Raw genomic sequence first — 20,129 nt, forward strand, 5'->3', positions numbered from 1 at the left:
GGCACTGCTTCAGGAAACCGGCTGCGCCTTGATCGGAGCCCGGTCTGCGCCGTATTCGGCCGTCACCAGGATGGGCAGGTGGTCCGACTTCCCCCGGGGGAGTGTCTCCACGCTTTCAATGTCCAGGCCCAGTGACGTGGCAAAGTCGAAGTGGCCCTTGAAGACCTTGTACCGGGTGTAGGTCCTGCGGTTGCTCAGGGACAGCGCGTAGCCGGAGTTTTTCATGTGCGCGTCAAGGCTTTTGGTAAAGAACGGATAGTTGAAGTCGCCCACCATCAGTGTCATGAGCCCGGTGCCCATGCTCAGAAGTTCGGCGTGCGCCGCGTGGATTTGCTTGCGCCGCAGCGAGTTCGACGCCGTGAGCGGGGCTGCGTGGAACGAACCCACCACCAGCTCATGGTCAGTTTCGTTGTCCACCATCCGGGTGCCGATCAGCCGCTCATGGGCCGGTGCCATCACACGGTCGTGCATGGATTTCTTCAGCGCGAAAGTTTGGGTGTCGAGGGCCGTGAACCTGTCTGTCCGGTAATAAATGGCCAGGCCCAGCCGGTTGCCTTTGGTGTAGTCGGCCAGGTGGAGCGGGCCGAGCGTGTCGGGCAGATCGGATGAGTCACATTCCTGAAGGCACAGGACGTCTATCCCAAAGTTGCGGGCCAGACTCATCAGTTCGCCACTCGCCTTGTGCTTGCGGAGGTTGTAGCTAATTACTCGCATCAGTGGAACACCTCTTCCGAGGGCTGCTAGAAGGACCAGTCTCCGAGTCTACCCAGATCATCATATGGAGATCCGGACATTAAGCGCGCGTCCGGCGGGGCAAAATGTGCCGCGCCGGACGTGCGCCGGATTCCGCCGGGTGCCGCGGCCCGCTGACCTGCCGCTTGCCAGATTCCCCGGTTACCGTCCGCCGGGGCCGTGTCCCTGCGTGTATTCTCCTGCCGTGACCGTGCCAAGCTTCGTGGCGCCGTCGAGGGAGCCGCCGCCCAGTCCTGAGTCCACCTTCGCCGTGCCTCCGGTGTACACCGTGTACTGCTTCCCTGCCTCGATGGCCGACGACGAAAAGACGAGCGAACCCGTGGCCTTGGTGGTCACAAACGTGGCCACGAGCTTGCCGTCGGCGTCTGCCAGCTGCACGGCGGTGCCGGCCGGTGCAGTCGTGGCGAAAGTGACCTGCACACCCGACTGGGTGGAGCTGGTTCCCGGGGTGACCGCCATGCCGGCGCTTCCTGCAGCCGCCACAGTTCCACCGCTGACCGCCAGCTCACCGTTGACGTCCAGTGCGCCGTTGCCGTTGCTTTCGGGCCCATTGACCACCACGGTGCCGCCCGAGATGGAGGCGTTGCCGTTGGAGTCCAGGCCGTCACCCTCGGAATTGATGGTGATGGTGCCGCCGGAGATGTCTGCGGAGTAGTCACCCACCGATTCTCCGCCGCCGGGTCCGCCGCCCATGCCGCCGCCTGGCTGGGCTGCGGTGGAGGCGCCGCCGGAGGCGTTCACGCCGTCGTCGGAGGCAGTCACCGAGACCGTGCCGCCGCTGATGGCGATGTGCTGGGACTCGAGGCCCTCCGAGGACTCGGCCACGGTCACGGTGCCGTTCGCGATGGCAAGCTGGTTCTGCGCCTTGACACCGTCGTCTCCGGCGCTGACGGTGAGTTTGCCGCCGTTGACCAGGAGCCAGCCGCGGCCGTCGTCGGTGTCGTTGTCCGATTTGAAGCCGTCGCCGCCGGCGGTGATCTGATACGTGCCGTCCAGCAGCACGGCGTAGTCCTTGCCGCGGATGCCGTCGTCGGCGGCTTTCACGGTGACATTGCCGGCGGCCAGGACCAGCCCGTCCTTCGACACGATTCCGTCGTTGTACTGGCCGGTGACGTCCAGTGAGCCTGTCCCGGCCAGTGTCAGGTCGGCCAGGGAGTAGAGTGCAGCGTTCGGAGCGTCGGTGCCCTGGTCCGCGTACGTTGCGGCGTCCTTGATGGAGTTGGTGGTGCCTTCCTCGAGGAACAGGATGGCCTCGTTGGCGCTTTCGACGACGAACGGTGAGCCGGTTGAGCTGGTGAGCGTCACGCCGTCGAGGATCACGCGTACCACGTCCTCTTTGCCGGCGGCGATGACCACCTTGCCGTCGCTGAGGGAACCTGACAGCCGGTAAGTGCCGGCGGCGCTAATGGTGACGGTGTCGCCGTCGATCTTCACTCCGGCGGCTGAGCCTGCCACCGTGGTGGCGCCGTCCTTGAGCGTGACGGCCACTTCCTTGGCCGCATCCCAGGTGAGGTCGTCGGCGTCATAATGCGTGTCCTCGGAAATCGAGGCTGCCGTCACCATCTGGGTGCCGGACGATGAAGTGGTGCCGGACGTTCCGTTGGACGCGGTGCTTCCCGAGGCGGAGCAGCCGGCGAGGGTGAGGGCCAGGGCGAAGGCGGCCACGGAGAATGTCTTGCTGAATTTGCGCATGGTGGTTCCTTTGGAGGTCTTGGGTGGAATGCAGGGCGGTGGATCAGGCTGCCGGTGCCAAATGCAGGCTGTGCCGGAGGGCCCGGTTCCAGCGGTTGGCGGGCAGATGCGGGTGCAGCGCCGCCATGCCGGTGGCGAACTTGGAGATCCTGGAGGGCCGGATACCGTGCTGCCAGAGGTGCCTGTCCAGCGGCCCGGCGGCCGATCCGGACTTGGTCTCGAGCACTACGCTGCCGGCGAGAACCCACGGCCGGCCGTCCCCGGCCTGCCACGTGACGTTTGAATCGATGGTTGCGCGGCTGCCGGACTCCGGGAGGTAGAGGGTGGTCCGGCGGTAGCGGGTTTCCAGCACGGGACCGAGGGCGCCGTCCGGAACGCCCCCAACGGCCGTGGCCAGGGTTTCGCTGATGTATAGCAGGCCCTCTGCGGTGAGCCGGGAGCGGTCCGCGATGCCATAGGGGATGCGCTCCTTGACGGTGGCCGCACGTGTCCCCTCGGTCTTGACCTCAAGGAAACTGGCTCCGGTGTCCGCGTAGGTCCGGGTGCGGATCTTGTAGCGCCGGCGGCGGCCGCGCGCCGCGAGCATGTAGCTGTGCAGTTGCGGGGTGTCGAAGTAGACGGAGTCGTAGGCGAAGGACCGGAGGCCGTCCATTTCGAGGACGCGGGCCCGGCTGCTAAAGGTCGCCAGCACCTGCCGGGCGGTCGCGGCGGGTACCACGTACTTCCGGTCCACCCGGGTCTGCAGGGCGGCTTCGGCGTTGAGCTCCTCGAGGCCGATCGGCGGCAGTGCGGCAAGGTTGGGGAGCATTGCCTCCCCGGTCCCGGGTGTTGGGCTCATGCCGCCGCTCCGTCCAGACTGGTCAGACTGTTCAGCCGGGTTCCGCGGGCGGGGAGGCAGGCGAAGCGGACGTCAACGGTGGTCTTGTCGTTCACGAGGTCCAGTTCCTGCACGGTGACGGTGTGGACCTTCGCGGCGAGGAGATCCTCAAGCCGGGCGGTGAGTTCGTCCTCGCGGAAGATGGCGCGGTCCAGGACAACGGTCTGGTGGCGGTAGGCCGGAAGGACCCGCTCGTGGTCGCCGACGAACATCACGCCAAGCACCAGGCACATGAGGGACAGGGTCAGCCAGACCGGTTCAACGCCTATGCCTGAGATCAGGCCCAGGGCCAGGGCAGAGAAGTAGTAGGCCACCTCGTGCTGCGCCAGTTCGGTGGAGCGCAGCCGGATGATGGAGAGAACCCCGAAAAGGCCCAGCCCCAGTCCCAGGCCGGCGGCGGAACCGGAGAGTGCTGTGGCCACGGCCAGGACGCCGATGTTCATCCCGAGGTAGGAGACGGCCAGGTCCCTGCGCCGATGGCGCCGGACGTAAAGGGCGAAGGTGAGCACGCAGATGGCGATGACGTCTGCGGCGATAAGTATCAGGTGGTTCATGGGGTTCTCCGGAGTCTCGTGGTGGGCTACTTGTTACGATTCACGGCCAAGCTGTGGCGGGGCTGTGCCGGAACAAGGTCTGGTTTATGACCTGCGGGGAACAGGAACCGCTGCTGGATGGCGTAGCTCGCGGCGAGCAGGGCGATCTCGGTGAGCAGCTTGGCCGGCAGGTCCGCGACGCCGGCGCCTGCGAGCGCCGTCAGGACTGCGTAGTTGGCCGCCAGCAGGGCGAGCGCCAGGGCGAAGTACCGCGCTGCAGTGGCGCCGGCAGGCTTCTCGCGTCCGTGTTTGAACACCAGCCTGCGGTTGATCAGGAAGTTGGCCGTGGCGCTCAGGCCCCGGGCGCCGACGACGGCCGCCAGGACCGAGTCGGTGGCTGCGCTGAGGGCCAGGAAGGCGACCGTGTCGATCAGGAAACCGGCAAAGGACGACAGCAGGAACTTCAGCAGCGGGGCATAGATGCGCACCGAATCCGCGAGTGGCCGGAAATGGGATCCGGAGTTGTGGTCCAGATAGATGGTGGCGATGCCCACGCTGGCTATGCGGTACCCGGCCGCCTTGGCCTCGAGCAGGAGGTTCAGCTCATATTCGTAGCGCTCGCCGCTGACGGTCAGGAGCCACGGCAGCATCGATGCCGGGTAGCCGCGGAGGCCTGTTTGCGTGTCGGCGATGCGCTCGCCGGTGGCCAGCCGGAACAGCAGCCTGGTGGCGGCATTCCCGAGACGGCTGCGTGCGGGAACGTCGCCGGCGAAGGTGCGGGCGCCGAGCACCATGGCGGTGGCGTCCGTGCCGGCGAGCTCTGCGACGCGCAGGATGTCCACAACGCGGTGCTGGCCGTCGCTGTCCGCGCACACCACGGCCTGGCCGGGGAAACGGTCCAGGATGAAGTGGAAGCCGGTTTTCAGCGCAGCGCCCTTGCCCCGGTTCGCTGCATGGCTGATGACGTGGGCGCCCGCCCGGCGGGCGCCGTCGAAAATCTGCCCGTAGGCCGGCCCGCTGCCGTCATCCATGACGACCAGGGTGAGGGCGGGGTCTGCCGCGCGGATCGCGCCGATCACTTCGAGGAGCTGGGTGTCCGGCTCGTAGGCGGGGATCAGGATGATCATGGCGGGACCTCACTTGCCGATGTACAGGATGTCCGAGGTGCCGCGCTCGCGGTTTGCGCCGAGCGGGTTGTTGACCAGTCCGCCGTTGAAATACATGGTGGAGGAGCCGCCGCCGTCAAGGTTGTACGCCGTCTCCGCGCCGAGGTCCTTCATGATCTGTGCCATGCCCGTCATGGTCACGCCGGCGCTGTAGCCAGGGCTGCGGCCGTCGACCACCACGAAGACCAGGTGGTTGGTGCCGATGAGACCTACGGCGGTGCGTGGCTGCTCGCCCTGGATGGAGTGGTTGCCGAAGTTGGTATCCACCTCGACGTCCTCGATGCCGTCCACAATCTCGCTCGCTTGGACGATTGCCGGCCCGAAGGACAGCGTGTTCCAGACGCCGTCGGAGACCAGCTGCTCAGCGGTGGTGGCGGTTTCGTCGTAGACCTTCACGGTTCCGTCCCGGTAGAAAGCCAGCCCCTGGCGGGCGCCCTCGTCCCGGTAGACAACACCGTTGCGGATGACGATGCCGGTGTCGCGGAAGCCGTAGTAGTCGCCGTTGATGGCGAAGACTGCATCGTGGGCCGCCGCTATTTCAGAGGTGGTCTGGGTGATGTTCTCGCCGAAACTGTCGTTGGCGAACGCGGACTTGAGCGTCGTCGCATCGTCAAGGACGACGTCGGCAACGTAGTAGGTGACCTTGCTGTCACCGCTGCCGGTCACCACCGTGGAGATGTTGATGTTGGCGCCGTCGGCCGTGTACGAGGTGTCGCTGACGGAGGCGGACGATCCTACCGTCGTGGCGTCGGAGGACGCGCCCTGGGCTGCCTCGTAGGCGGAAACATCGGAGATTTCCACGTGCTGAACCACGAACCGGTCCAGCGCCCAAGCGGTTGCGCCGCCAGCGGAAAGCGTCAGCGCCAGTGCGCCGGCCAGAATGGCCCGGCGCGTCGGCCTGGCCTTGCCGCGCTTGCGGGCTGGGCCGGGCGGCCCGGGCTCACCGGGGCAGCGCGCTTCGCCGGGTTGGTTGGTTTCGCCTTGTGGATGGGCTCCGCCTGGCTGGACTTCTTCGGTGGGAGAGTTCTGCTGTGAGGTCATGCATCATTTGTATGGACCTGACTTATGCCGGCCGTGAGCCGGGCATTTGAGGAAGCTGTGAAAGCGTCCGGGGCGGGGCCTGTGGCCGCTCTGTACGCCTGAAGCGATAGAGTGAACCGGGATTAACCGACCACGCTTTGAAGGAGTCAACGTTGACTGCTGAACCGCCTAAACTGCCGGAACTCGCCGACGGCGACTTCTACTACCTGGACCTGGGCGGTGGCCGCTTCCGCTCCACCATCCACGCCCAGGGGGCCTGGAACGCCCACGAACAGCACATGGCCCCGGCATCGGGACTCCTGGCCGACCGGCTGGACCGGCACGAACCCCGGGACGACATGCGGATGGCCAGGCTCAGCTACGAGATTCTCGGACTGATCCCCGGCGGTGAATTTGACGTCGTCACCACGACCCTTCGCCCGGGTCGCACCATCGAGCTGCTGCAGGCTGAGCTGGTGGCGGCCGGGCGCGTTGCCATCAGGGTGACAGCCTGGCGCATGATCACCAGCGACACCTCCGCGGTGGCCGCCGTCGAGGATGGCAGTATCCCGTCACCGGACGAATGCAAGCCCTACGACGGCGCGAGCGTGTGGCCGGGAGGGTACATCCGCTCCCTGGAAATGAGGGTGGCAGAAGGTCACCGGCCCGGCGCCGGGAAAGTATGGCTGCGCACGGACCATCCGCTGACGGACGGTAACGACAGCACGGACACGGCACGGCTGATGGGGCTGGTGGACACCGCCAACGGCATTGCCGCGCGGGTTCCTCCGGGCAAGGACAGCTACGCGTTCCCCAACCTCGACCTCCAGATCCACATGTACCGGCGGCCGGAAGGCGAGTGGCTGGGACTGGACAACGCCGTGTCCTTCGGCGCTGACGGCATCGGCCTCACCTCGACCGTGCTCCACGACCTGTCCGGCCCCTTCGGACGGGCGGAACAGATCCTCACGCTGCGGAAGAGCTGACCGCTGGCTGCCTGGTGACCGCTGGCTGCCTAGTGGAAGACCAGCCAGCCCGCCAGCGTGGCCAGGGCGGTCAGGAGGGCGCCCCACGCAATGTCCACGACGATGAGCTGCAGCGGCCACGTCTTGAGCGTCGCCGCGTTGGTGAGGTCGTACGTTGCGTAGGCGAAGGCGCCCAGCGCCGCCCCGTGGCCGACGGCGGTCAGCCAGGTGCCGCCGTCGAGCGCGGGCCGCAGGGCAAAGAAAACGATGCCCGCAATGTAAATCAAATAGAACGCCACGGCGTACCCTAGATTGGGCCGGTCAGCCAGCAATTCACCGATGTGGCTGCGGTAGAACGGGTTCATGAACTTCAGCCACAGGGCGTCGATCACGGCGAAGGCAGCCGCGACGACCAGGAATTGCAACATGACCATAAGGGAGCTTAGCAACATGCAGCAGGCCGGGGCTGATTCACGGACTCTGACCCTCGTCCGGCAGGAGCAGTCCCTCGGCGCCGTCCGGGACCTTGATTTCGGGATCGAGCTCCTCGGCAAGGCCAGGGCCGGGGACATCGGGCCAACCCTTAGGCTGTACCGGCCAGCGCCCAGTGTTGCCTTCGGCCAGCGGGACACCCGCCTGCCCGGCTTCGGCGCCGCCGCCCAGGCGTGCCGCGACCTGGGGTTCGAACCGCTGATCCGCAAGGCGGGAGGCCGCGCCGCCGCGTACCACGAAGGCACCCTCATCATTGACCACGTAGAGCCGCACAGCGATGCGATCGCCGGAGCCAAAGGCCGTTTCGCCTTTTTCGGTGAAATGCTGGCGGGGGCCCTGCAGGGCGTGGGCGTGCGCGCCGCCGTCGGAGAGATCCCGGGGGAGTACTGCCCGGGTGAGTACAGCGTCCACGGGTTCGCCCCGGACGCCCCTGCGCACCGGGTCAAGCTGGTGGGCACAGCCCAGCGTGTGGTGTCCGGCGCCTGGCTGTTCAGCTCCGTCGTCGTGGTGGAGAACTCGGGGCCTATCCGCGAGGTGCTCACGGCCAGTTATGCGGCCCTCGGGCTCGACTGGGATCCTGCGACGGCCGGTGCGGTCAACGACCTCGTGCCCGGCCTTGACGTGCAGGCTATCGAGGACGCGGTGGTCCGCACCTACGCGGACTACGCCACGATGGGCCAGGCGGACTTCAGCAGCCTTAGCGCGTAGCGGCTGCACGGGTCTCTTCGGCGCGCTCCGTCCGCGGCCGATCAGGTGGTCTGCTATTCCGTGGCTGCAGGGATCTGGCAGATCATGAGGACGTTGCCGTCCGGGTCCCGGAAGTTGAACCACTGGTCGTCGTTGACGTCCGTGAGTTCCACGCCCCGGGTTGTCATGAACGCGTGGGCCTCGTGGATATCAGCGGCGTTGAAGTGGAATGCAGGAACCTGGAAGACGGCGCCGGGGGAGTAGATCCTGCTGTCCAGGACGAGGCCGGCCCCCTCCATGGGGAGGATGTACAGATGGTCCAGCAGGACCTTCCCATCGGCGGGCACGCCCAATATGCCGCAATACCAGTCGCGGGCTTCCTCGATATCGCTGACGGGGACAAAGACGGTGCCGATCTGCGGGGAAACTGGATTCACAGCAATCCTTTGGAACGCGGGAAGGAGCTCGGACTGGAACGCGCCGGACCGGCTATCGCCGGAAGCGCCGCCGGGCCCGGATTTTTCGTACCCTGACGTGTCGATTTCAAACGCTGAGGAGAGGACGATTAAGGAACAGCCGCTGAAAAGGAGGTCGGTGATGTGCTATTCATCGCGGGCGGATTTTGGCTGGGACACCCGAAAGGATACCGTCCGAAAGCCTGAGGCGCACCGGGAACCGGTGCCGCCGGAAGCTGCGCCCGGGAAGCCGCTGTCTGTGGACCATCCGGAACACCGGAGCCACGCGGACGAGACCAGGCTGTGGGCCTTCCTGGCCCGCCGCAAGGAACCCCGCCGCAAGGAAGCCCACGCCCCCACGCCGATGCAGGACCGGATCGGCGAAAAGGTCTGATTCGCCGGTGGGCGTGAAGCCGCCGGAAGCCTGCGACAGCAACGGCACGGAAACAGTGAAGGCACCGGTCTCCGGTGCCTTCGCTGTTGAATCTTCCTGCTGTGAATCTTGCTGGGGCGTCAACCCTACGCCGCGAGCCTGCTCTTGACCTCGGCTGCGGACGGGTTCGTCGCAGCGGTACCGTCCGGGAACAGAACGGTGGGGACCGTACGGTTGCCGCCGTTGATCTGCTCCACGAGCTCGGCCGTGCCGTCGACCTCTTCGATGTTGATCTCGGTGTAGCCGATGCCCTGGGCGTCCAGCTGTTTCTTCAGCCGGTTGCAGTAGCCGCACCAGGTGGTCGAGAACATGGTGATGGTGCCGTCTTCGGGGGTAAAGTCCACGGGCTCTCCTCGGATTGATATGGTCCTGTCGGTTTCCTTCCCCACAACCGTAACCCGGGCACCGGTATTCCCCAGCCTCTGTTGCAATGGCATGCTGGTGCCATGTGTGGACGTTACGTCATGGCCCGGGCAGTGGGGGACCTGCTGGCCGAATTCGACGCCGAACTTGAGAACGAAACCGAAATCCCGCCGTCGTGGAACGTTGCGCCCACGGACGGCGCGCCCATCGTCCTGGAACGGCTCATCGACGGCGACACGGTCCGCCAGTTGCACGTCGCACGCTGGGGTCTTGTGCCGTCCTGGGCGAAAAGCCCGGCGATCGGCGCGAAGATGATCAATGCCAGGAGCGAGTCGGTCCTCGAAAAGCCGGCGTTCCGCAAGGCGGTGCAGTCACGGCGCTGCGCAGTCCCGGCCGACGGCTACTACGAATGGAAGCAGGGCGAGGGCCGCAGCAAGCAGCCGTACTACGTCCACCCCCGGGACGAGTCCGCCATTGCCTTCGCCGGACTGTACGAGTGGTGGAAGGACCCGTCCGTGCCGCCGGGTGAACCCGGCCGGTGGATGCTGTCGATGTCCATCATGACGGCGGACTCGCCGCCGGCGGGAACAGAAGGCACGGTGTTCGCCGAACTTACGGCGCTCCACGACCGCGTCCCGCTGCCGATGAGCCGCGACACGCTGGCAGCCTGGCTGGACCCGCAGGTCGATGACGCCGCCGGCCTGGTGGACCTCGTCCGGTCCGGCGTGAAGGAGGTTGCCGCCGGCTGGCGGGTGGACTCCGTGGGCAAGGCCGTGGGAAACGTCCGCAACAACTCGCCCGAGCTCATCGAGCCCGTGGAGGCGCTTTTCTGACGCTGCAATCAGACGGTGACCCGGCCGCCGTCGTCCACTCTCCAGGTGGGGTTGAACGCAATCTCCCAGCGGAAGCCGTCCGGATCGGCGAAGTATCCGGTGTAGCCGCCCCAGGGCTGGGTCTTGGGAGGGGCCACGACGGCGGCGCCGGCGGACTCTGCCTGTGCCATCACCTGGTCCACCTGCTCGGAGCCGCCCACGTTGTGGCTGAGCGTGATGCAGGGAACGGCGGCGGGAGCGTCGACGGCGGCCTCGGACTGCATCTGTCCGGCATCCCACAGGGAGAGGATCAGGCCGTGGTTGGCCTGGATAAAGATCACCTCGCCGGGAACCTCGCGGTGGACCGGCCAGCCCAGACCGTCCACATAGAAGCGCCGGGAGGCGGCCACGCTGCGCACTCCCAATGAAATAAAATCGACTCTGGGCTGCATGGTTCGATACTGTCATGATCATGCCCACAAATCACGGAGACGAGAAAAATGCCCAGGCTGACCGGGAACAGCTCGCCGCCGTGCGGGTCGCGGTGGATGAGGTGGACGAGCAGATCGTCACGCTGATTGCCCGCCGTGAGCGCCTGATCCGCATCGCGGGAACGCTGAAGGGCGACGACGCCGAAGTGCGGGCCCCGGGGCGCGTGGAGCGGGTCATCGAGCACGTGCGCCTGGCCGCCGAAAAAAAAGAAATCGACCCGGACATCGTGGAAACCACGTACCGGGCCATGATCTCGAAGTTCATCGAGCTTGAGATGAAAATCCACAACGACAACAGCTGATCAGTTGTCTCTGGCCGTAGCTGTTTCTGGCTGTAGCCGTTTTCTGGCGGCGGCCGGTTTCGGGTCGCAGACAGGCGCGCCGAGGCGCGGGGCCGGCTGATCGGGCTGCTGCCCGGTGCCGCTCGCGGGGGCGCTGACCCTCTAGAGCTTCTCCTCAACGGGCACGCCGGACTGGAATTCCCGCCCGTCGGCCTCGCTGAACGCGGACATGAGGTGGCTCTTGTCGAGCCCCAGTACCGTGCTCATGGGGAAGTTGCCTGTGATGGTGTTGCCCGAGTGCTCAACGCTGCTGAGGTCGAAGTTCTCCTCCGTGCCGTCATGGCTGAAGGAGTAGATCGAGACCGCCTCGCCGTTCATGAACTCGATTCCCAGCCTCCGTTGATGTGAATAATCCGGGGTGGCAGCCACGAGCCCCACCACGAAGGCGCCCGATGCTGGAATGTTGCCGTCGATATCGAACTTGGCCACCAATGTGCTTTCTTTGGCGGCGATGCTTACCTGCTTCAGGAGCGCGTCATTGGAACTCATGGGACCATCCTGCCCTGTGAGCCGCCGTCCGTCCACACCCATCTAGGTTTTGTCTGCGGCCCGGCGTAGACTGGAACTATTCGAATACATATTCGAATCACTGAGTAAATTCTGCTGCGTATTTTCTGCAGGATGAGATTGGTATTCGGAGGCACCCATGGGAACGTTCAGCGAGTCTGTTGACGTCGTCTGCGCGCCTACCGGTGAGCCGGCGGAGCTTCGGTGGGGCGGCAGGGAGTACCGGGTCTGTGCTGAACCCTTGCGCTGGTACGAGCGCCGCCAGTGGTGGGCCGAAGAACGGCGTGCACCACTGGGGAGCGGCCCCGGGCTTGTAGACCATGAGATCTGGCGGGTGCAGGTCATGCCTGCGGGCAGAAGTACCCCGACTGAAGCTCCGGCTGCAGAACCGACGGAACCACTAACCCTTGACCTGGTGCGGCATACCGGCAGCGGACGCTGGCGGCTGCTCCGCATCCACGACGCCCTCCGGCCAAAAGACGCACTCCAACACAAATCAGCATGAGCTTCACTCACCTACACGTTTCCACCGCCTTCAGTGCCCACTATGGTGTCTCCTGGCCAGATGAACTCGCCCAGGCTGCAGCCGCCCAGGGCGCAACCGCCCTCGGGTGCACGGACCGGGACGGCCTGTATGGCACCGTCAAACACCTCAAGGCATGCATGGCCGCAGGGATTGACCCAGTGGTCGGCGTGGACCTGTCGGTGTTCGACGACGACGGGGACCACGAGGGCGGGTTGCCTGATGCCCGGGTTTCCAAAACCCGGTTCTCGGCAGACCGCGTCACCGGGCGTGTCGTGGTGCTTGCGCACGGACGCAATAACGGCGCAGGATACAAGGCACTGTGCCGGCTGATCTCCGACGCCCATGCCCGCACCACGGGCAAGGCCGGGGGAACGGTGCCCGTTGCCGTCACCAGGGCGGAACTCGCCTCCCGCGTCCTGGACCCGGAAACCCTGAAACCGGTGCTCACCGTTCTGTTGGGCCCGGATTCCGACGTCGGCCTGGCACTCGGCGGCCGGCGGTACCTCCGGCCACGCACCCTGTTCAAGGGTTGGCTGGACGCCATGCCGGCAGGAAGCATCGCAGCAGAGATCGTCACCCACCTCAGTGCACCTGGGGAGCCCCTAAGCACGGCCCATGCGGTCCGCATGCTCAAACTGGCCCAGGAGTACAGCGTGCCGGCCGTACTTACCAACGCAGTCCGCTACTGCGAAGAGGACGGGGCTGCCACCGCCGACGTCTTGGATTCCGCCCGCACGCTGAAGTCTCTTCCCGAGCTCTGCGCCGCGCCGCTGCTCCAGCCGAATGGGCAGGGGTGGCTGAAAACCCCGGACCAAATGGTGGAGCTGGGCAAGGAAATTATCCACGCCGCCGGCTACGGGACCGCCGATCTCCAGGTGCTGCTCGCGCAGACAGAGGCGCTCGCGGACCGTTGCCGCATGGACCCCGAGTCTGACATGGGCTGGAAGCAGCCGGTGGTCCCCGAGGCCGCCGTCATCGGCATTGAAGGGGATCCGCTGGCGGAACTGGCCCAACGCTGCGAGGCCGGAATTGCGCGGCGATTCCCCGGCATCTCCGGGAAGGCGGAAGCCGACATGCGCGCCCGGCTGCAGCATGAGCTGAAGATCATCGCCCGCCTTGGCTTTGCCTCCTACTTCCTCACCGTGGCCGAGGTATCCCGCATGATCCTGGACATGGGCGTGCGGGCGGCGGCACGGGGATCGGGGGCCTCCAGCCTGGTCAACTACCTGATCGACATCAGCCAGGTAAACCCCCTCCAGCATGACCTGATCTTCGAACGCTTCCTCTCCGGCGACCGGTCCACGCTGCCTGACATCGACATTGACGTGGAAAGTGCGGAGCGGCACAACGTCTACCGGAAGATCTTTGACCGGTTCGGCTCCCAGCGCGTCACGCTGATGAGCATGCAGAACGGCTACCGCGCTCGCGGTGCGGTGCGTGACGCCGGCATGGCTTTGGGGATGGACGACGGCGATGTCGGCGAGATTGCCAAACAGCTGTGGCGCTTCTCGGCGCGGAAGTTCCGGGAGGCACTGGAGGAAAAACCGGAACTCCGCGAGTTCGCCGGACGGGTGGAACAGCGGAACTTCTCCGAGAACCAGCAGTTGGACCTGCTGGTGGACCTCACCGAACGGCTGGACCGCTTGCCGCGCCACATCTCCATGCACCCCTGCGGGGTGATCCTCGGAGATGCCACCCTGCTGGACCGGACCCCCGTCCAGCCCAGCGGCCTTGGCCTGCCCATGAGCCAGTTCGACAAACATGACATGGACCCCATGGGCATGCTGAAACTGGATGTCCTGGGAGTCAGGATGCAAAGCGCCATGGCCTTTGCCGTGCGGGAGATCATCCGCATCCATCCCTCCAAGGCAGAAGTAGTGGCTGCCGGAGCCCATCCCGTCGGCCCTGCCGGCAACGGACCGGACTACATCAACGAAGGCGGCCTGATCGACCTCAATGCCGTGCCCCTGGATGATGAGCCGACGTATGAGCTGATCAGAAGCACCCATACGCTGGGATGCTTCCAGATCGAGTCACCGGGCCAGCGGGAACTGGTGGGCAAGATGGCCCCGCGTGAATTCAACGACCTCATCATCGACATCTCACTGTTCCGCCCCGGCCCCATGAAATCGGACATGGTGCGGCCCTTCCTCGAACACAGGCACGGCTTCGCGCCGGAGACCTACCCGCACCCGGACCTGAAACCGGTACTTCAGGAAACCCACGGGGTGACGGTCTTCCATGAGCAGATCCTGCGGACCTTTGACGTGATGACAGGCTGCGGGCTGGCAAAAGCCGACGAGTTCCGCAGGGCCCTGGGCAACGAAGTGAAGGAAGGCCAGGTTGAGGAGTTTTTCCGCCGCGAGGCAAAAGCCAGGGGGTATGAGCCGGACATCGTGGACAAGGTCTGGGGCACCCTGAAATCGTTCGCCAGTTTCGGGTTCTGCAAAGCCCACGGCGCCGCCTTCGCCGTGCCCACTTACCAGTCGGCCTGGCTGAAGGCCCACCATCCGGAGGCGTTTCTCGCGGGCCTGTGGGAACACGATCCCGGGATGTACCCCAAGCGCCTTCTCGTTGCCGAAGCCCGCCGCATGGGCATCCCCATCCTTCCGCTGGACATCAACCGCAGCGGGGCTGAGTACAGGGTGGAGCGGGTCGCGGACGGCCCCGGCCAGGGAAAGCTGGGCATCCGGCTGAGCCTCAATGGCATTTTCGGGCTGTCCGGTTCTGAACTGAAGCGGATCGTTGCCGGCCAACCCTATGACTCCCTGGCGGACCTGCGGGCACGCTCCAGGCTGAGCAAACCCAGCATCAAGCGGCTCGCCCAACTGGGTGCCTTTGACGCACTGCACCGGGAATCAGGCGGGACAGCCAACCGGGCAGACCTTGTCCACCACCTGCAGAGCCTGCAGAGCAAGCCGGCAAAGAAAGGCGCCGACATCATTGAGGGTCAGCTCGCGCTGCCGCTTGGGGATGTCGAACTGCGGAACGTTAAGGCAGGGCTGCCGGAGCCCACCACTGTGGAGAACGTCCGGGCGGAACTTGACCTGATGGCGGTTGACGTCAGCGAACACCTGATGTCCAGCCACCGGCCGCTCCTGGACCGGCTTGGCGTCACCACGGCCGACAAACTGCTGGGGCTGCGCAACGGCACGGAGGTCCTGGTGGCCGGCGTCCGGATCGCCACCCAGACCCCGCCCATGCGCGGCGGCAGGCGGGTGGTCTTCATCAGCATCGACGACGGCACCGGATGTGTGGATTCAGTGTTCTTCCACGAGGCGCAGGAACATGCCGGTCCGCTGCTGTTCGGCACCCGGCTGCTGCTGATCAGGGGAACCACCCGGCGGACCGGTCCGCGCGGCATCAGCCTCAGCGCCAGCATGGCCTGGGACCTCAGCCAGGTGGACACCCTGCCGTTCCCTGAAGGCGGCGGTGAGCCTGCCGGCCAGGAGGACATCAGGCAGCCGGGACCCCTGGAAGGCATCAGCAGGAACCTGGCCATCACAGGCCTGGGAAGCTGACCCGCCATCCCGGTTTCCATTTAGTGTCCGCGGTGTTCCACCTGGCCGCCGCCGTGGCGCTTTGGCTCGCCACTTGAGCAACAGATAACATTGACGAGGCTGGCTGTGGTCCCCGTACGCCACAAGCTACGAAGCCTGAACTTTGAATAGGAGACACCCGTGTCAGATGCCCAGCAGATCACCCTCATCGTCGATGGCGAAGAAATGAAGGTGACTACCGGGACCACCGGCGCGGAACTCTTCTTTGAGCGCCGCGACGTCGTTGTGGCCCGTGTCGACGGCGAACTCAAGGACCTGGACCAGCCCCTTCCCGAGGGTGCCGAGGTTGAGGGCGTCACCATCGATTCCCCCGACGGGCTCAATGTGCTGCGCCACTCCACCGCCCACGTCATGGCCCAGGCCGTGCAGCAGCTGCGCCCGGATGCAAAACTCGGCATCGGTCCCTACATCACTGACGGGTTCTACTTCGATTTCGACGTCGAGGAGCCCTTCACCCCGGAAGACCTGAAGACCCTGGAAAAGATGATGCTCAAGATCATCAACCAGAACCAGAAGTTCGTCCGCCGCGTGGTGTCCGAGGAGGAGGCCCGCGAGGCGATGAAGGACGAGCCGTACAAGCTCGAACTCCTGGGCAAGAAGAACGACGCCGCAGACGCCGGTGAAGGCGTCAATGTCGAAGTGGGCGCCGGCGACATCACCATCTATGACAACGTCGACCGCAAGAGCGGGGACAGCGTCTGGTGCGACCTGTGCCGCGGCCCCCACCTGCCCAACACCAAGCTCATCTCCAACGCCTTCGCGCTGACCCGGTCCTCGGCCGCGTACTGGCTGGGAAACCAGAACAACCAGCAGCTGCAGCGCATCTACGGCACCGCTTGGCCCACCAAGGACGCCCTGAAGGCCTACCAGGAGCGCATCGCCGAGGCCGAGCGCCGGGACCACCGGAAGCTCGGCGCCGAGCTGGATCTGTTCTCCTTCCCTGACGAGCTGGGCTCGGGCCTGCCGGTCTTCCACCCCAAGGGCGGCATTATCCGCAAGGCCATGGAGGACTATTCCAGGCAGCGCCACGTGGACGCCGGCTACGAGTTCGTCTACACGCCGCACATCACCAAGGGGCACCTCTACGAGGTATCCGGCCACCTCGACTGGTACCGGGACGGCATGTTCCCCGCGATGCACATTGACGCGGAACTGAACGAGGACGGCACCGTGCGCAAGCCCGGCCAGGACTACTACCTGAAGCCGATGAACTGCCCCATGCACAACCTGATCTTCCGTTCCCGAGGCCGGTCCTACCGCGAACTGCCGCTGCGGCTGTTCGAATTCGGCTCCGTCTACCGCTACGAGAAGTCCGGCGTGGTCCACGGCCTGACCCGCGTGCGGGGAATGACACAGGACGACGCCCACATCTACTGCACCCGCGAGCAGATGAAGGACGAGCTCACCACCACGCTGAACTTCGTCCTCGGCCTGCTCAAGGACTACGGCCTGGACGACTTCTACCTCGAGCTGTCCACCAAGAACGAGGACAAGTTCGTCGGCGACGACGCCACCTGGGAGGAAGCCACCCGCACCCTGGCCGAAGTGGCAGAGGCCTCCGGGCTGGAGCTCGTTCCGGACCCGGGCGGAGCCGCGTTCTACGGGCCCAAGATCTCGGTCCAGGCGAAGGATGCCCTGGGACGGACCTGGCAGATGTCCACGATCCAGCTCGACTTCAACCTGCCTGAGCGCTTCGAACTGGAGTTCCAGGCCGCCGACGGCACCCGCCAGCGCCCGGTCATGATCCACCGGGCCCTGTTCGGCTCAGTGGAGCGGTTCATGGGCGTCCTCACCGAGCATTACGCCGGTGCCTTCCCGGCCTGGCTTGCTCCCGTGCAGGTGGTGGGCATCCCGGTGGCGGAGGCCTTCAACGACTACATGTTCGACGTCGTCGACAAGCTCAAGGCTGCCGGCATCCGCGCCGAGGTGGACATCTCCTCGGACCGCTTCCCCAAGAAGATCCGCACGGCCAGCAAGGACAAGATCCCGTTCGTGCTGATCGCCGGCGGTGAGGACGCCGAAGCCGGTGCCGTCTCCTTCCGGTTCCGGGACGGCAGCCAGGACAACGGCGTGCCCGTTGCCGAGGCTGTCCAGCGGATCGTGGACGCCGTCCGCAACCGGACCAGCTAGCCGCGGCGGAGGGGGCACACGTGCAGGAGAACACAGGGTCGGGCTATCCGGGCGACGCGGAAGTAACGGACGATTTTGGCCTCGCCGGCGTTCCGGATGCCTTCCAGCGGCTGTGGACTCCGCACCGTATGGCCTACATCAAGGGCGGGCAGCACCAGTTCAAGGACCAGGACGACTGCCCGTTCTGCATTGCGCCCGCGCGCAGCGATGAGGAATCGCTCATCGTCTGCCGCGGACGCACGAGTTATGTGGTGCTCAACCTGTTCCCCTACAACCCCGGCCACCTGCTGGTGTGCCCGTACCGCCACGTCCCCGATTACACGGACCTGACGGTGGAGGAGACGGCCGAATTCGCCGAGCTGACGCAGACCGCCATGCGGGTGCTGCGTAAGGTGGCGAATCCCGGCGGCTTCAACCTGGGCATGAACCAGGGGGTCGTGGGCGGGGCCGGCATCGCGGGCCACCTGCATCAGCACATTGTGCCGCGCTGGGGCGGGGATGGAAACTTTTTCCCGATCATCGCCCAGACCAAGGCGATCACCCAGACCCTCGACGAGGTCCGCCAGCAGGTCGCCGACGCGTGGCCCGGGGAGACGCATGCTGAATAGGCATGCCCGCGGGTTCTTCACCGCACTGTTCACCCCCCTTGCACGCTGGCTTCTGAAAATGGGCGTCTCGCCGGACGCCATCACCATTGTGGGAACTGCCGGCGTGGTGGTCGGGGCCCTGGTGTTCTATCCGTTGGGCCAGCTGTTCTGGGGAACCGTCTTCATTACGGCGTTCATCTTCTCCGACGTCATCGACGGCATCATGGCCCGGATGCAGAACCTTGGCGGCCGCTGGGGCAACTTCCTGGACTCCAGCCTGGACCGGCTGGCGGACGGTGCCCTCTTTGCCGGCCTGGCCATCTGGTTTTTCACCGGCGGTGCGGATACCCCCATAGCCATTGCCGCCGTCGTCTGCCTTGTCCTTGGCATGGTGGTCTCCTACGTCCGGGCGAAGGCCGAATCCCTCGGCTTCAAGGCGAACGTGGGCATTGCCGAACGTGCCGAACGGCTGGTTTCCGTCCTGGTGATCACCGGCCTGACCGGTGCCGGACTGCCGCCCGTGGTGCTGCTGGCGACCCTGGTGCTGCTGGCCGCGGCGAGCCTGGTCACGGTGGTCCAGCGCGTCCTGGCCGTGCGCGTCCAGTCGCTGGAAGACTCCGAACAAACCTGATTAAGCCGGGCCGCCGCGGTGGGACTAGTATTAGGACTGCCCGGTCAATGGATCCGGTAATCCGGTGTGTGCAAAAACGGCATGTCCGTGCCGCCTGCACTGCCGGCGAAGGTCATCTAGCTACCCATAGGGGTTTTTGTGTCTACACCTGATGTAAGCAACGAAGCCGGCTCGTCCGCCAACAGCGTGACGGGCAGCAACCGCGTCAAGCGCGGCATGGCGGAGATGCTCAAGGGCGGCGTCATCATGGACGTCGTCAACGTCGAGCAGGCCCGCATCGCCGAAGACGCCGGTGCCGTTGCCGTCATGGCGCTCGAACGCGTCCCGGCCGACATCCGCGCCCAGGGCGGCGTGTCCCGCATGTCCGATCCGGACATGATCGATCAGATCATCGACGCCGTGTCCATCCCGGTCATGGCCAAGGCCCGCATCGGCCACTTCGTCGAGGCCCAGATCCTGCAGTCCCTCGGCGTCGACTACATCGACGAGTCCGAGGTCCTGACCCCGGCCGACTACACGAACCACATCGACAAGTGGAACTTCACCGTTCCCTTCGTCTGCGGCGCCACCAACCTCGGTGAGGCCCTGCGCCGCATCAACGAGGGCGCGGCCATGATCCGCTCCAAGGGCGAGGCCGGCACCGGCGACGTCTCCAACGCCACCACGCACATGCGCCAGATCCGCGCCGAGATCAAGAAGCTCGCCGCCCTGCCCGAGGACGAGCTGTACGTCGCGGCCAAGGAACTGCAGGCCCCGTACGAACTGGTCAAGGAAGTTGCCGCCACCGGCAAGCTCCCGGTGGTGCTGTTCACCGCCGGCGGCATCGCCACCCCGGCTGACGCCGCGATGATGATGCAGCTCGGCGCCGACGGCGTGTTCGTTGGTTCCGGCATCTTCAAGTCCGGCAACCCGGCCCAGCGTGCCGCTGCCGTTGTGAAGGCCACCACCTTCTTCGATGACCCGGACGTCATCGCCAAGGCCTCCCGCGGCCTGGGCGAGGCCATGGTCGGCATCAACGTCGACGAGATCCCCCAGCCGCACCGCCTCGCCGAACGCGGCTGGTAACAGCACGTAATTAATAACGACGGCGGCCGGTCACCTTCCAAGG

The 20,129-nt window shown here is 65.7% G+C and carries 22 protein-coding genes; 11 read left to right on the forward strand and 11 right to left on the reverse strand.

Features of this window, described 5'->3' with window-relative positions:
* Positions 1-9: 9 nt before the first annotated feature.
* The 6 genes from ACFRAU_RS24155 to ACFRAU_RS24180 all read right to left on the reverse strand — a co-directional run bounded on the left by ACFRAU_RS24155 (position 10) and on the right by ACFRAU_RS24180 (position 6,062).
* Entirely contained in the window at positions 10-714 is a 705-nt protein-coding gene (locus ACFRAU_RS24155) for an endonuclease/exonuclease/phosphatase family protein (protein ID WP_377997450.1), read from the reverse strand.
* Between the two features lie 180 nt (positions 715-894).
* The gene (locus ACFRAU_RS24160; RefSeq protein ID WP_378001786.1) at positions 895-2,445 is read right to left on the reverse strand and encodes a carbohydrate-binding domain-containing protein; all 1,551 of its coding nucleotides are present in this window, start codon (positions 2,443-2,445) and stop codon (positions 895-897) included.
* Between the two features lie 43 nt (positions 2,446-2,488).
* Positions 2,489-3,283 (reverse strand): polyphosphate polymerase domain-containing protein, encoded by a 795-nt coding sequence (locus ACFRAU_RS24165; RefSeq protein ID WP_378001787.1) that lies wholly within the window; start codon positions 3,281-3,283, stop codon positions 2,489-2,491.
* Positions 3,280-3,876, reverse strand: a complete 597-nt coding sequence (locus ACFRAU_RS24170) for a DUF4956 domain-containing protein (protein ID WP_378001788.1) — start codon at positions 3,874-3,876, stop codon at positions 3,280-3,282. The genes ACFRAU_RS24165 and ACFRAU_RS24170 overlap by 4 nt, the downstream gene beginning before the upstream one ends.
* Positions 3,877-3,902: 26 nt before the next feature.
* Complete coding sequence (locus ACFRAU_RS24175) at positions 3,903-4,982, reverse strand: GtrA family protein (RefSeq protein ID WP_378001789.1); 1,080 nt, start codon at positions 4,980-4,982, stop codon at positions 3,903-3,905.
* Positions 4,983-4,991: 9 nt separating this feature from the next.
* A complete protein-coding gene (locus tag ACFRAU_RS24180; protein WP_378001790.1) occupies positions 4,992-6,062 on the reverse strand; it encodes a phosphodiester glycosidase family protein in 1,071 nt (356 codons plus the stop codon).
* A gap of 152 nt (positions 6,063-6,214) precedes the next feature.
* Here ACFRAU_RS24180 and ACFRAU_RS24185 point away from each other — a divergent pair, with 152 nt between their 5' ends.
* Positions 6,215-7,027 (forward strand): thioesterase family protein, encoded by an 813-nt coding sequence (locus ACFRAU_RS24185; RefSeq protein ID WP_378001791.1) that lies wholly within the window; start codon positions 6,215-6,217, stop codon positions 7,025-7,027.
* A gap of 29 nt (positions 7,028-7,056) precedes the next feature.
* On the opposite strand, the gene ACFRAU_RS24190 is transcribed toward ACFRAU_RS24185, so the two are convergent.
* A complete protein-coding gene (locus ACFRAU_RS24190) occupies positions 7,057-7,440 on the reverse strand; it encodes a DUF2177 family protein (protein WP_378001792.1) in 384 nt (127 codons plus the stop codon).
* On the opposite strand from ACFRAU_RS24190, the gene ACFRAU_RS24195 reads away from it, so the two are divergent.
* Complete coding sequence (locus ACFRAU_RS24195; RefSeq protein ID WP_378001793.1) at positions 7,433-8,206, forward strand: biotin/lipoate A/B protein ligase family protein; 774 nt, start codon at positions 7,433-7,435, stop codon at positions 8,204-8,206. The genes ACFRAU_RS24190 and ACFRAU_RS24195 overlap by 8 nt on opposite strands.
* A 53-nt stretch (positions 8,207-8,259) precedes the next feature.
* On the opposite strand, the gene ACFRAU_RS24200 is transcribed toward ACFRAU_RS24195, so the two are convergent.
* A complete protein-coding gene (locus tag ACFRAU_RS24200; protein ID WP_377997441.1) occupies positions 8,260-8,622 on the reverse strand; it encodes a VOC family protein in 363 nt (120 codons plus the stop codon).
* Positions 8,623-8,782: 160 nt separating this feature from the next.
* Here ACFRAU_RS24200 and ACFRAU_RS24205 point away from each other — a divergent pair, with 160 nt between their 5' ends.
* On the forward strand, positions 8,783-9,034 hold the full coding sequence (locus ACFRAU_RS24205; protein ID WP_377997440.1) for a hypothetical protein: 252 nt from the start codon (positions 8,783-8,785) through the stop codon (positions 9,032-9,034).
* Positions 9,035-9,159: 125 nt separating this feature from the next.
* Here ACFRAU_RS24205 and ACFRAU_RS24210 read toward each other — a convergent pair whose 3' ends face one another.
* The gene (locus tag ACFRAU_RS24210) at positions 9,160-9,417 is read right to left on the reverse strand and encodes a mycoredoxin (protein ID WP_078028863.1); all 258 of its coding nucleotides are present in this window, start codon (positions 9,415-9,417) and stop codon (positions 9,160-9,162) included.
* A 102-nt stretch (positions 9,418-9,519) separates the two neighbouring features.
* On the opposite strand from ACFRAU_RS24210, the gene ACFRAU_RS24215 reads away from it, so the two are divergent.
* A complete protein-coding gene (locus ACFRAU_RS24215) occupies positions 9,520-10,269 on the forward strand; it encodes an SOS response-associated peptidase (RefSeq protein WP_378001794.1) in 750 nt (249 codons plus the stop codon).
* Between the two features lie 8 nt (positions 10,270-10,277).
* Here the strand turns inward: ACFRAU_RS24215 and ACFRAU_RS24220 are convergent, their stop codons facing one another.
* The gene (locus ACFRAU_RS24220; RefSeq protein WP_378001795.1) at positions 10,278-10,700 is read right to left on the reverse strand and encodes a VOC family protein; all 423 of its coding nucleotides are present in this window, start codon (positions 10,698-10,700) and stop codon (positions 10,278-10,280) included.
* 14 nt (positions 10,701-10,714) lie between these two features.
* Here ACFRAU_RS24220 and ACFRAU_RS24225 point away from each other — a divergent pair, with 14 nt between their 5' ends.
* Entirely contained in the window at positions 10,715-11,041 is a 327-nt protein-coding gene (locus ACFRAU_RS24225; protein WP_111905387.1) for a chorismate mutase, read from the forward strand.
* A 141-nt stretch (positions 11,042-11,182) separates the two neighbouring features.
* Here the strand turns inward: ACFRAU_RS24225 and ACFRAU_RS24230 are convergent, their stop codons facing one another.
* Positions 11,183-11,569, reverse strand: coding sequence for a hypothetical protein (locus tag ACFRAU_RS24230; RefSeq protein ID WP_003800653.1), 387 nt, complete (start codon positions 11,567-11,569; stop codon positions 11,183-11,185).
* 157 nt (positions 11,570-11,726) lie between these two features.
* On the opposite strand from ACFRAU_RS24230, the gene ACFRAU_RS24235 reads away from it, so the two are divergent.
* The 6 genes from ACFRAU_RS24235 to pdxS all read left to right on the forward strand — a co-directional run bounded on the left by ACFRAU_RS24235 (position 11,727) and on the right by pdxS (position 20,086).
* Positions 11,727-12,092, forward strand: a complete 366-nt coding sequence (locus ACFRAU_RS24235) for a DUF6504 family protein (protein WP_377997437.1) — start codon at positions 11,727-11,729, stop codon at positions 12,090-12,092.
* Positions 12,089-15,634, forward strand: coding sequence for a DNA polymerase III subunit alpha (locus ACFRAU_RS24240; RefSeq protein WP_378001796.1), 3,546 nt, complete (start codon positions 12,089-12,091; stop codon positions 15,632-15,634). Before ACFRAU_RS24235 ends, ACFRAU_RS24240 begins: the two co-directional genes overlap by 4 nt.
* Positions 15,635-15,838: 204 nt before the next feature.
* Positions 15,839-17,803 carry a threonine--tRNA ligase gene (gene thrS, locus ACFRAU_RS24245; protein WP_378001798.1) on the forward strand — a complete coding sequence of 655 codons (1,965 nt, stop codon included), beginning with the start codon at positions 15,839-15,841 and terminating at the stop codon, positions 17,801-17,803.
* A 20-nt stretch (positions 17,804-17,823) separates the two neighbouring features.
* Complete coding sequence (locus ACFRAU_RS24250; RefSeq protein ID WP_378001797.1) at positions 17,824-18,411, forward strand: HIT family protein; 588 nt, start codon at positions 17,824-17,826, stop codon at positions 18,409-18,411.
* Positions 18,401-19,021: a phosphatidylinositol phosphate synthase gene (pgsA, locus tag ACFRAU_RS24255; RefSeq protein WP_377997434.1), complete on the forward strand. Its 621-nt coding sequence runs from the start codon at positions 18,401-18,403 to the stop codon at positions 19,019-19,021. The genes ACFRAU_RS24250 and pgsA overlap by 11 nt, the downstream gene beginning before the upstream one ends.
* Before the next feature lie 138 nt (positions 19,022-19,159).
* On the forward strand, positions 19,160-20,086 hold the full coding sequence (gene pdxS / locus ACFRAU_RS24260) for a pyridoxal 5'-phosphate synthase lyase subunit PdxS (RefSeq protein WP_377997433.1): 927 nt from the start codon (positions 19,160-19,162) through the stop codon (positions 20,084-20,086).
* The last annotated feature ends 43 nt before the right edge of the window (positions 20,087-20,129 follow it).

This window comes from Arthrobacter sp. NPDC056691 (genome assembly GCF_042791415.1).
GTDB lineage: Bacteria > Actinomycetota > Actinomycetes > Actinomycetales > Micrococcaceae > Arthrobacter.

What these genes read in the sequence shown, in the direction of transcription:
- ACFRAU_RS24205 (WP_377997440.1), top strand. Translation starts at nt 8,783, where the DNA reads ATGTGCTATTCATCGCGGGCGGATTTTGGCTGGGACACCCGAAAGGAT.
- ACFRAU_RS24225 (WP_111905387.1), top strand. Translation starts at nt 10,715, where the DNA reads ATGATCATGCCCACAAATCACGGAGACGAGAAAAATGCCCAGGCTGAC.
- ACFRAU_RS24170 (WP_378001788.1), bottom strand. Translation starts at nt 3,876, where the DNA reads ATGAACCACCTGATACTTATCGCCGCAGACGTCATCGCCATCTGCGTG.
- ACFRAU_RS24230 (WP_003800653.1), bottom strand. Translation starts at nt 11,569, where the DNA reads ATGAGTTCCAATGACGCGCTCCTGAAGCAGGTAAGCATCGCCGCCAAA.
- ACFRAU_RS24160 (WP_378001786.1), bottom strand. Translation starts at nt 2,445, where the DNA reads ATGCGCAAATTCAGCAAGACATTCTCCGTGGCCGCCTTCGCCCTGGCC.
- ACFRAU_RS24180 (WP_378001790.1), bottom strand. Translation starts at nt 6,062, where the DNA reads ATGACCTCACAGCAGAACTCTCCCACCGAAGAAGTCCAGCCAGGCGGA.
- ACFRAU_RS24165 (WP_378001787.1), bottom strand. Translation starts at nt 3,283, where the DNA reads ATGAGCCCAACACCCGGGACCGGGGAGGCAATGCTCCCCAACCTTGCC.
- pgsA (WP_377997434.1), top strand. Translation starts at nt 18,401, where the DNA reads ATGCTGAATAGGCATGCCCGCGGGTTCTTCACCGCACTGTTCACCCCC.
- thrS (WP_378001798.1), top strand. Translation starts at nt 15,839, where the DNA reads ATGAAGGTGACTACCGGGACCACCGGCGCGGAACTCTTCTTTGAGCGC.
- ACFRAU_RS24235 (WP_377997437.1), top strand. Translation starts at nt 11,727, where the DNA reads ATGGGAACGTTCAGCGAGTCTGTTGACGTCGTCTGCGCGCCTACCGGT.
- ACFRAU_RS24195 (WP_378001793.1), top strand. Translation starts at nt 7,433, where the DNA reads ATGACCATAAGGGAGCTTAGCAACATGCAGCAGGCCGGGGCTGATTCA.
- ACFRAU_RS24215 (WP_378001794.1), top strand. Translation starts at nt 9,520, where the DNA reads ATGTGTGGACGTTACGTCATGGCCCGGGCAGTGGGGGACCTGCTGGCC.
- ACFRAU_RS24190 (WP_378001792.1), bottom strand. Translation starts at nt 7,440, where the DNA reads ATGGTCATGTTGCAATTCCTGGTCGTCGCGGCTGCCTTCGCCGTGATC.
- ACFRAU_RS24175 (WP_378001789.1), bottom strand. Translation starts at nt 4,982, where the DNA reads ATGATCATCCTGATCCCCGCCTACGAGCCGGACACCCAGCTCCTCGAA.
- ACFRAU_RS24220 (WP_378001795.1), bottom strand. Translation starts at nt 10,700, where the DNA reads ATGCAGCCCAGAGTCGATTTTATTTCATTGGGAGTGCGCAGCGTGGCC.
- ACFRAU_RS24240 (WP_378001796.1), top strand. Translation starts at nt 12,089, where the DNA reads ATGAGCTTCACTCACCTACACGTTTCCACCGCCTTCAGTGCCCACTAT.
- ACFRAU_RS24155 (WP_377997450.1), bottom strand. Translation starts at nt 714, where the DNA reads ATGCGAGTAATTAGCTACAACCTCCGCAAGCACAAGGCGAGTGGCGAA.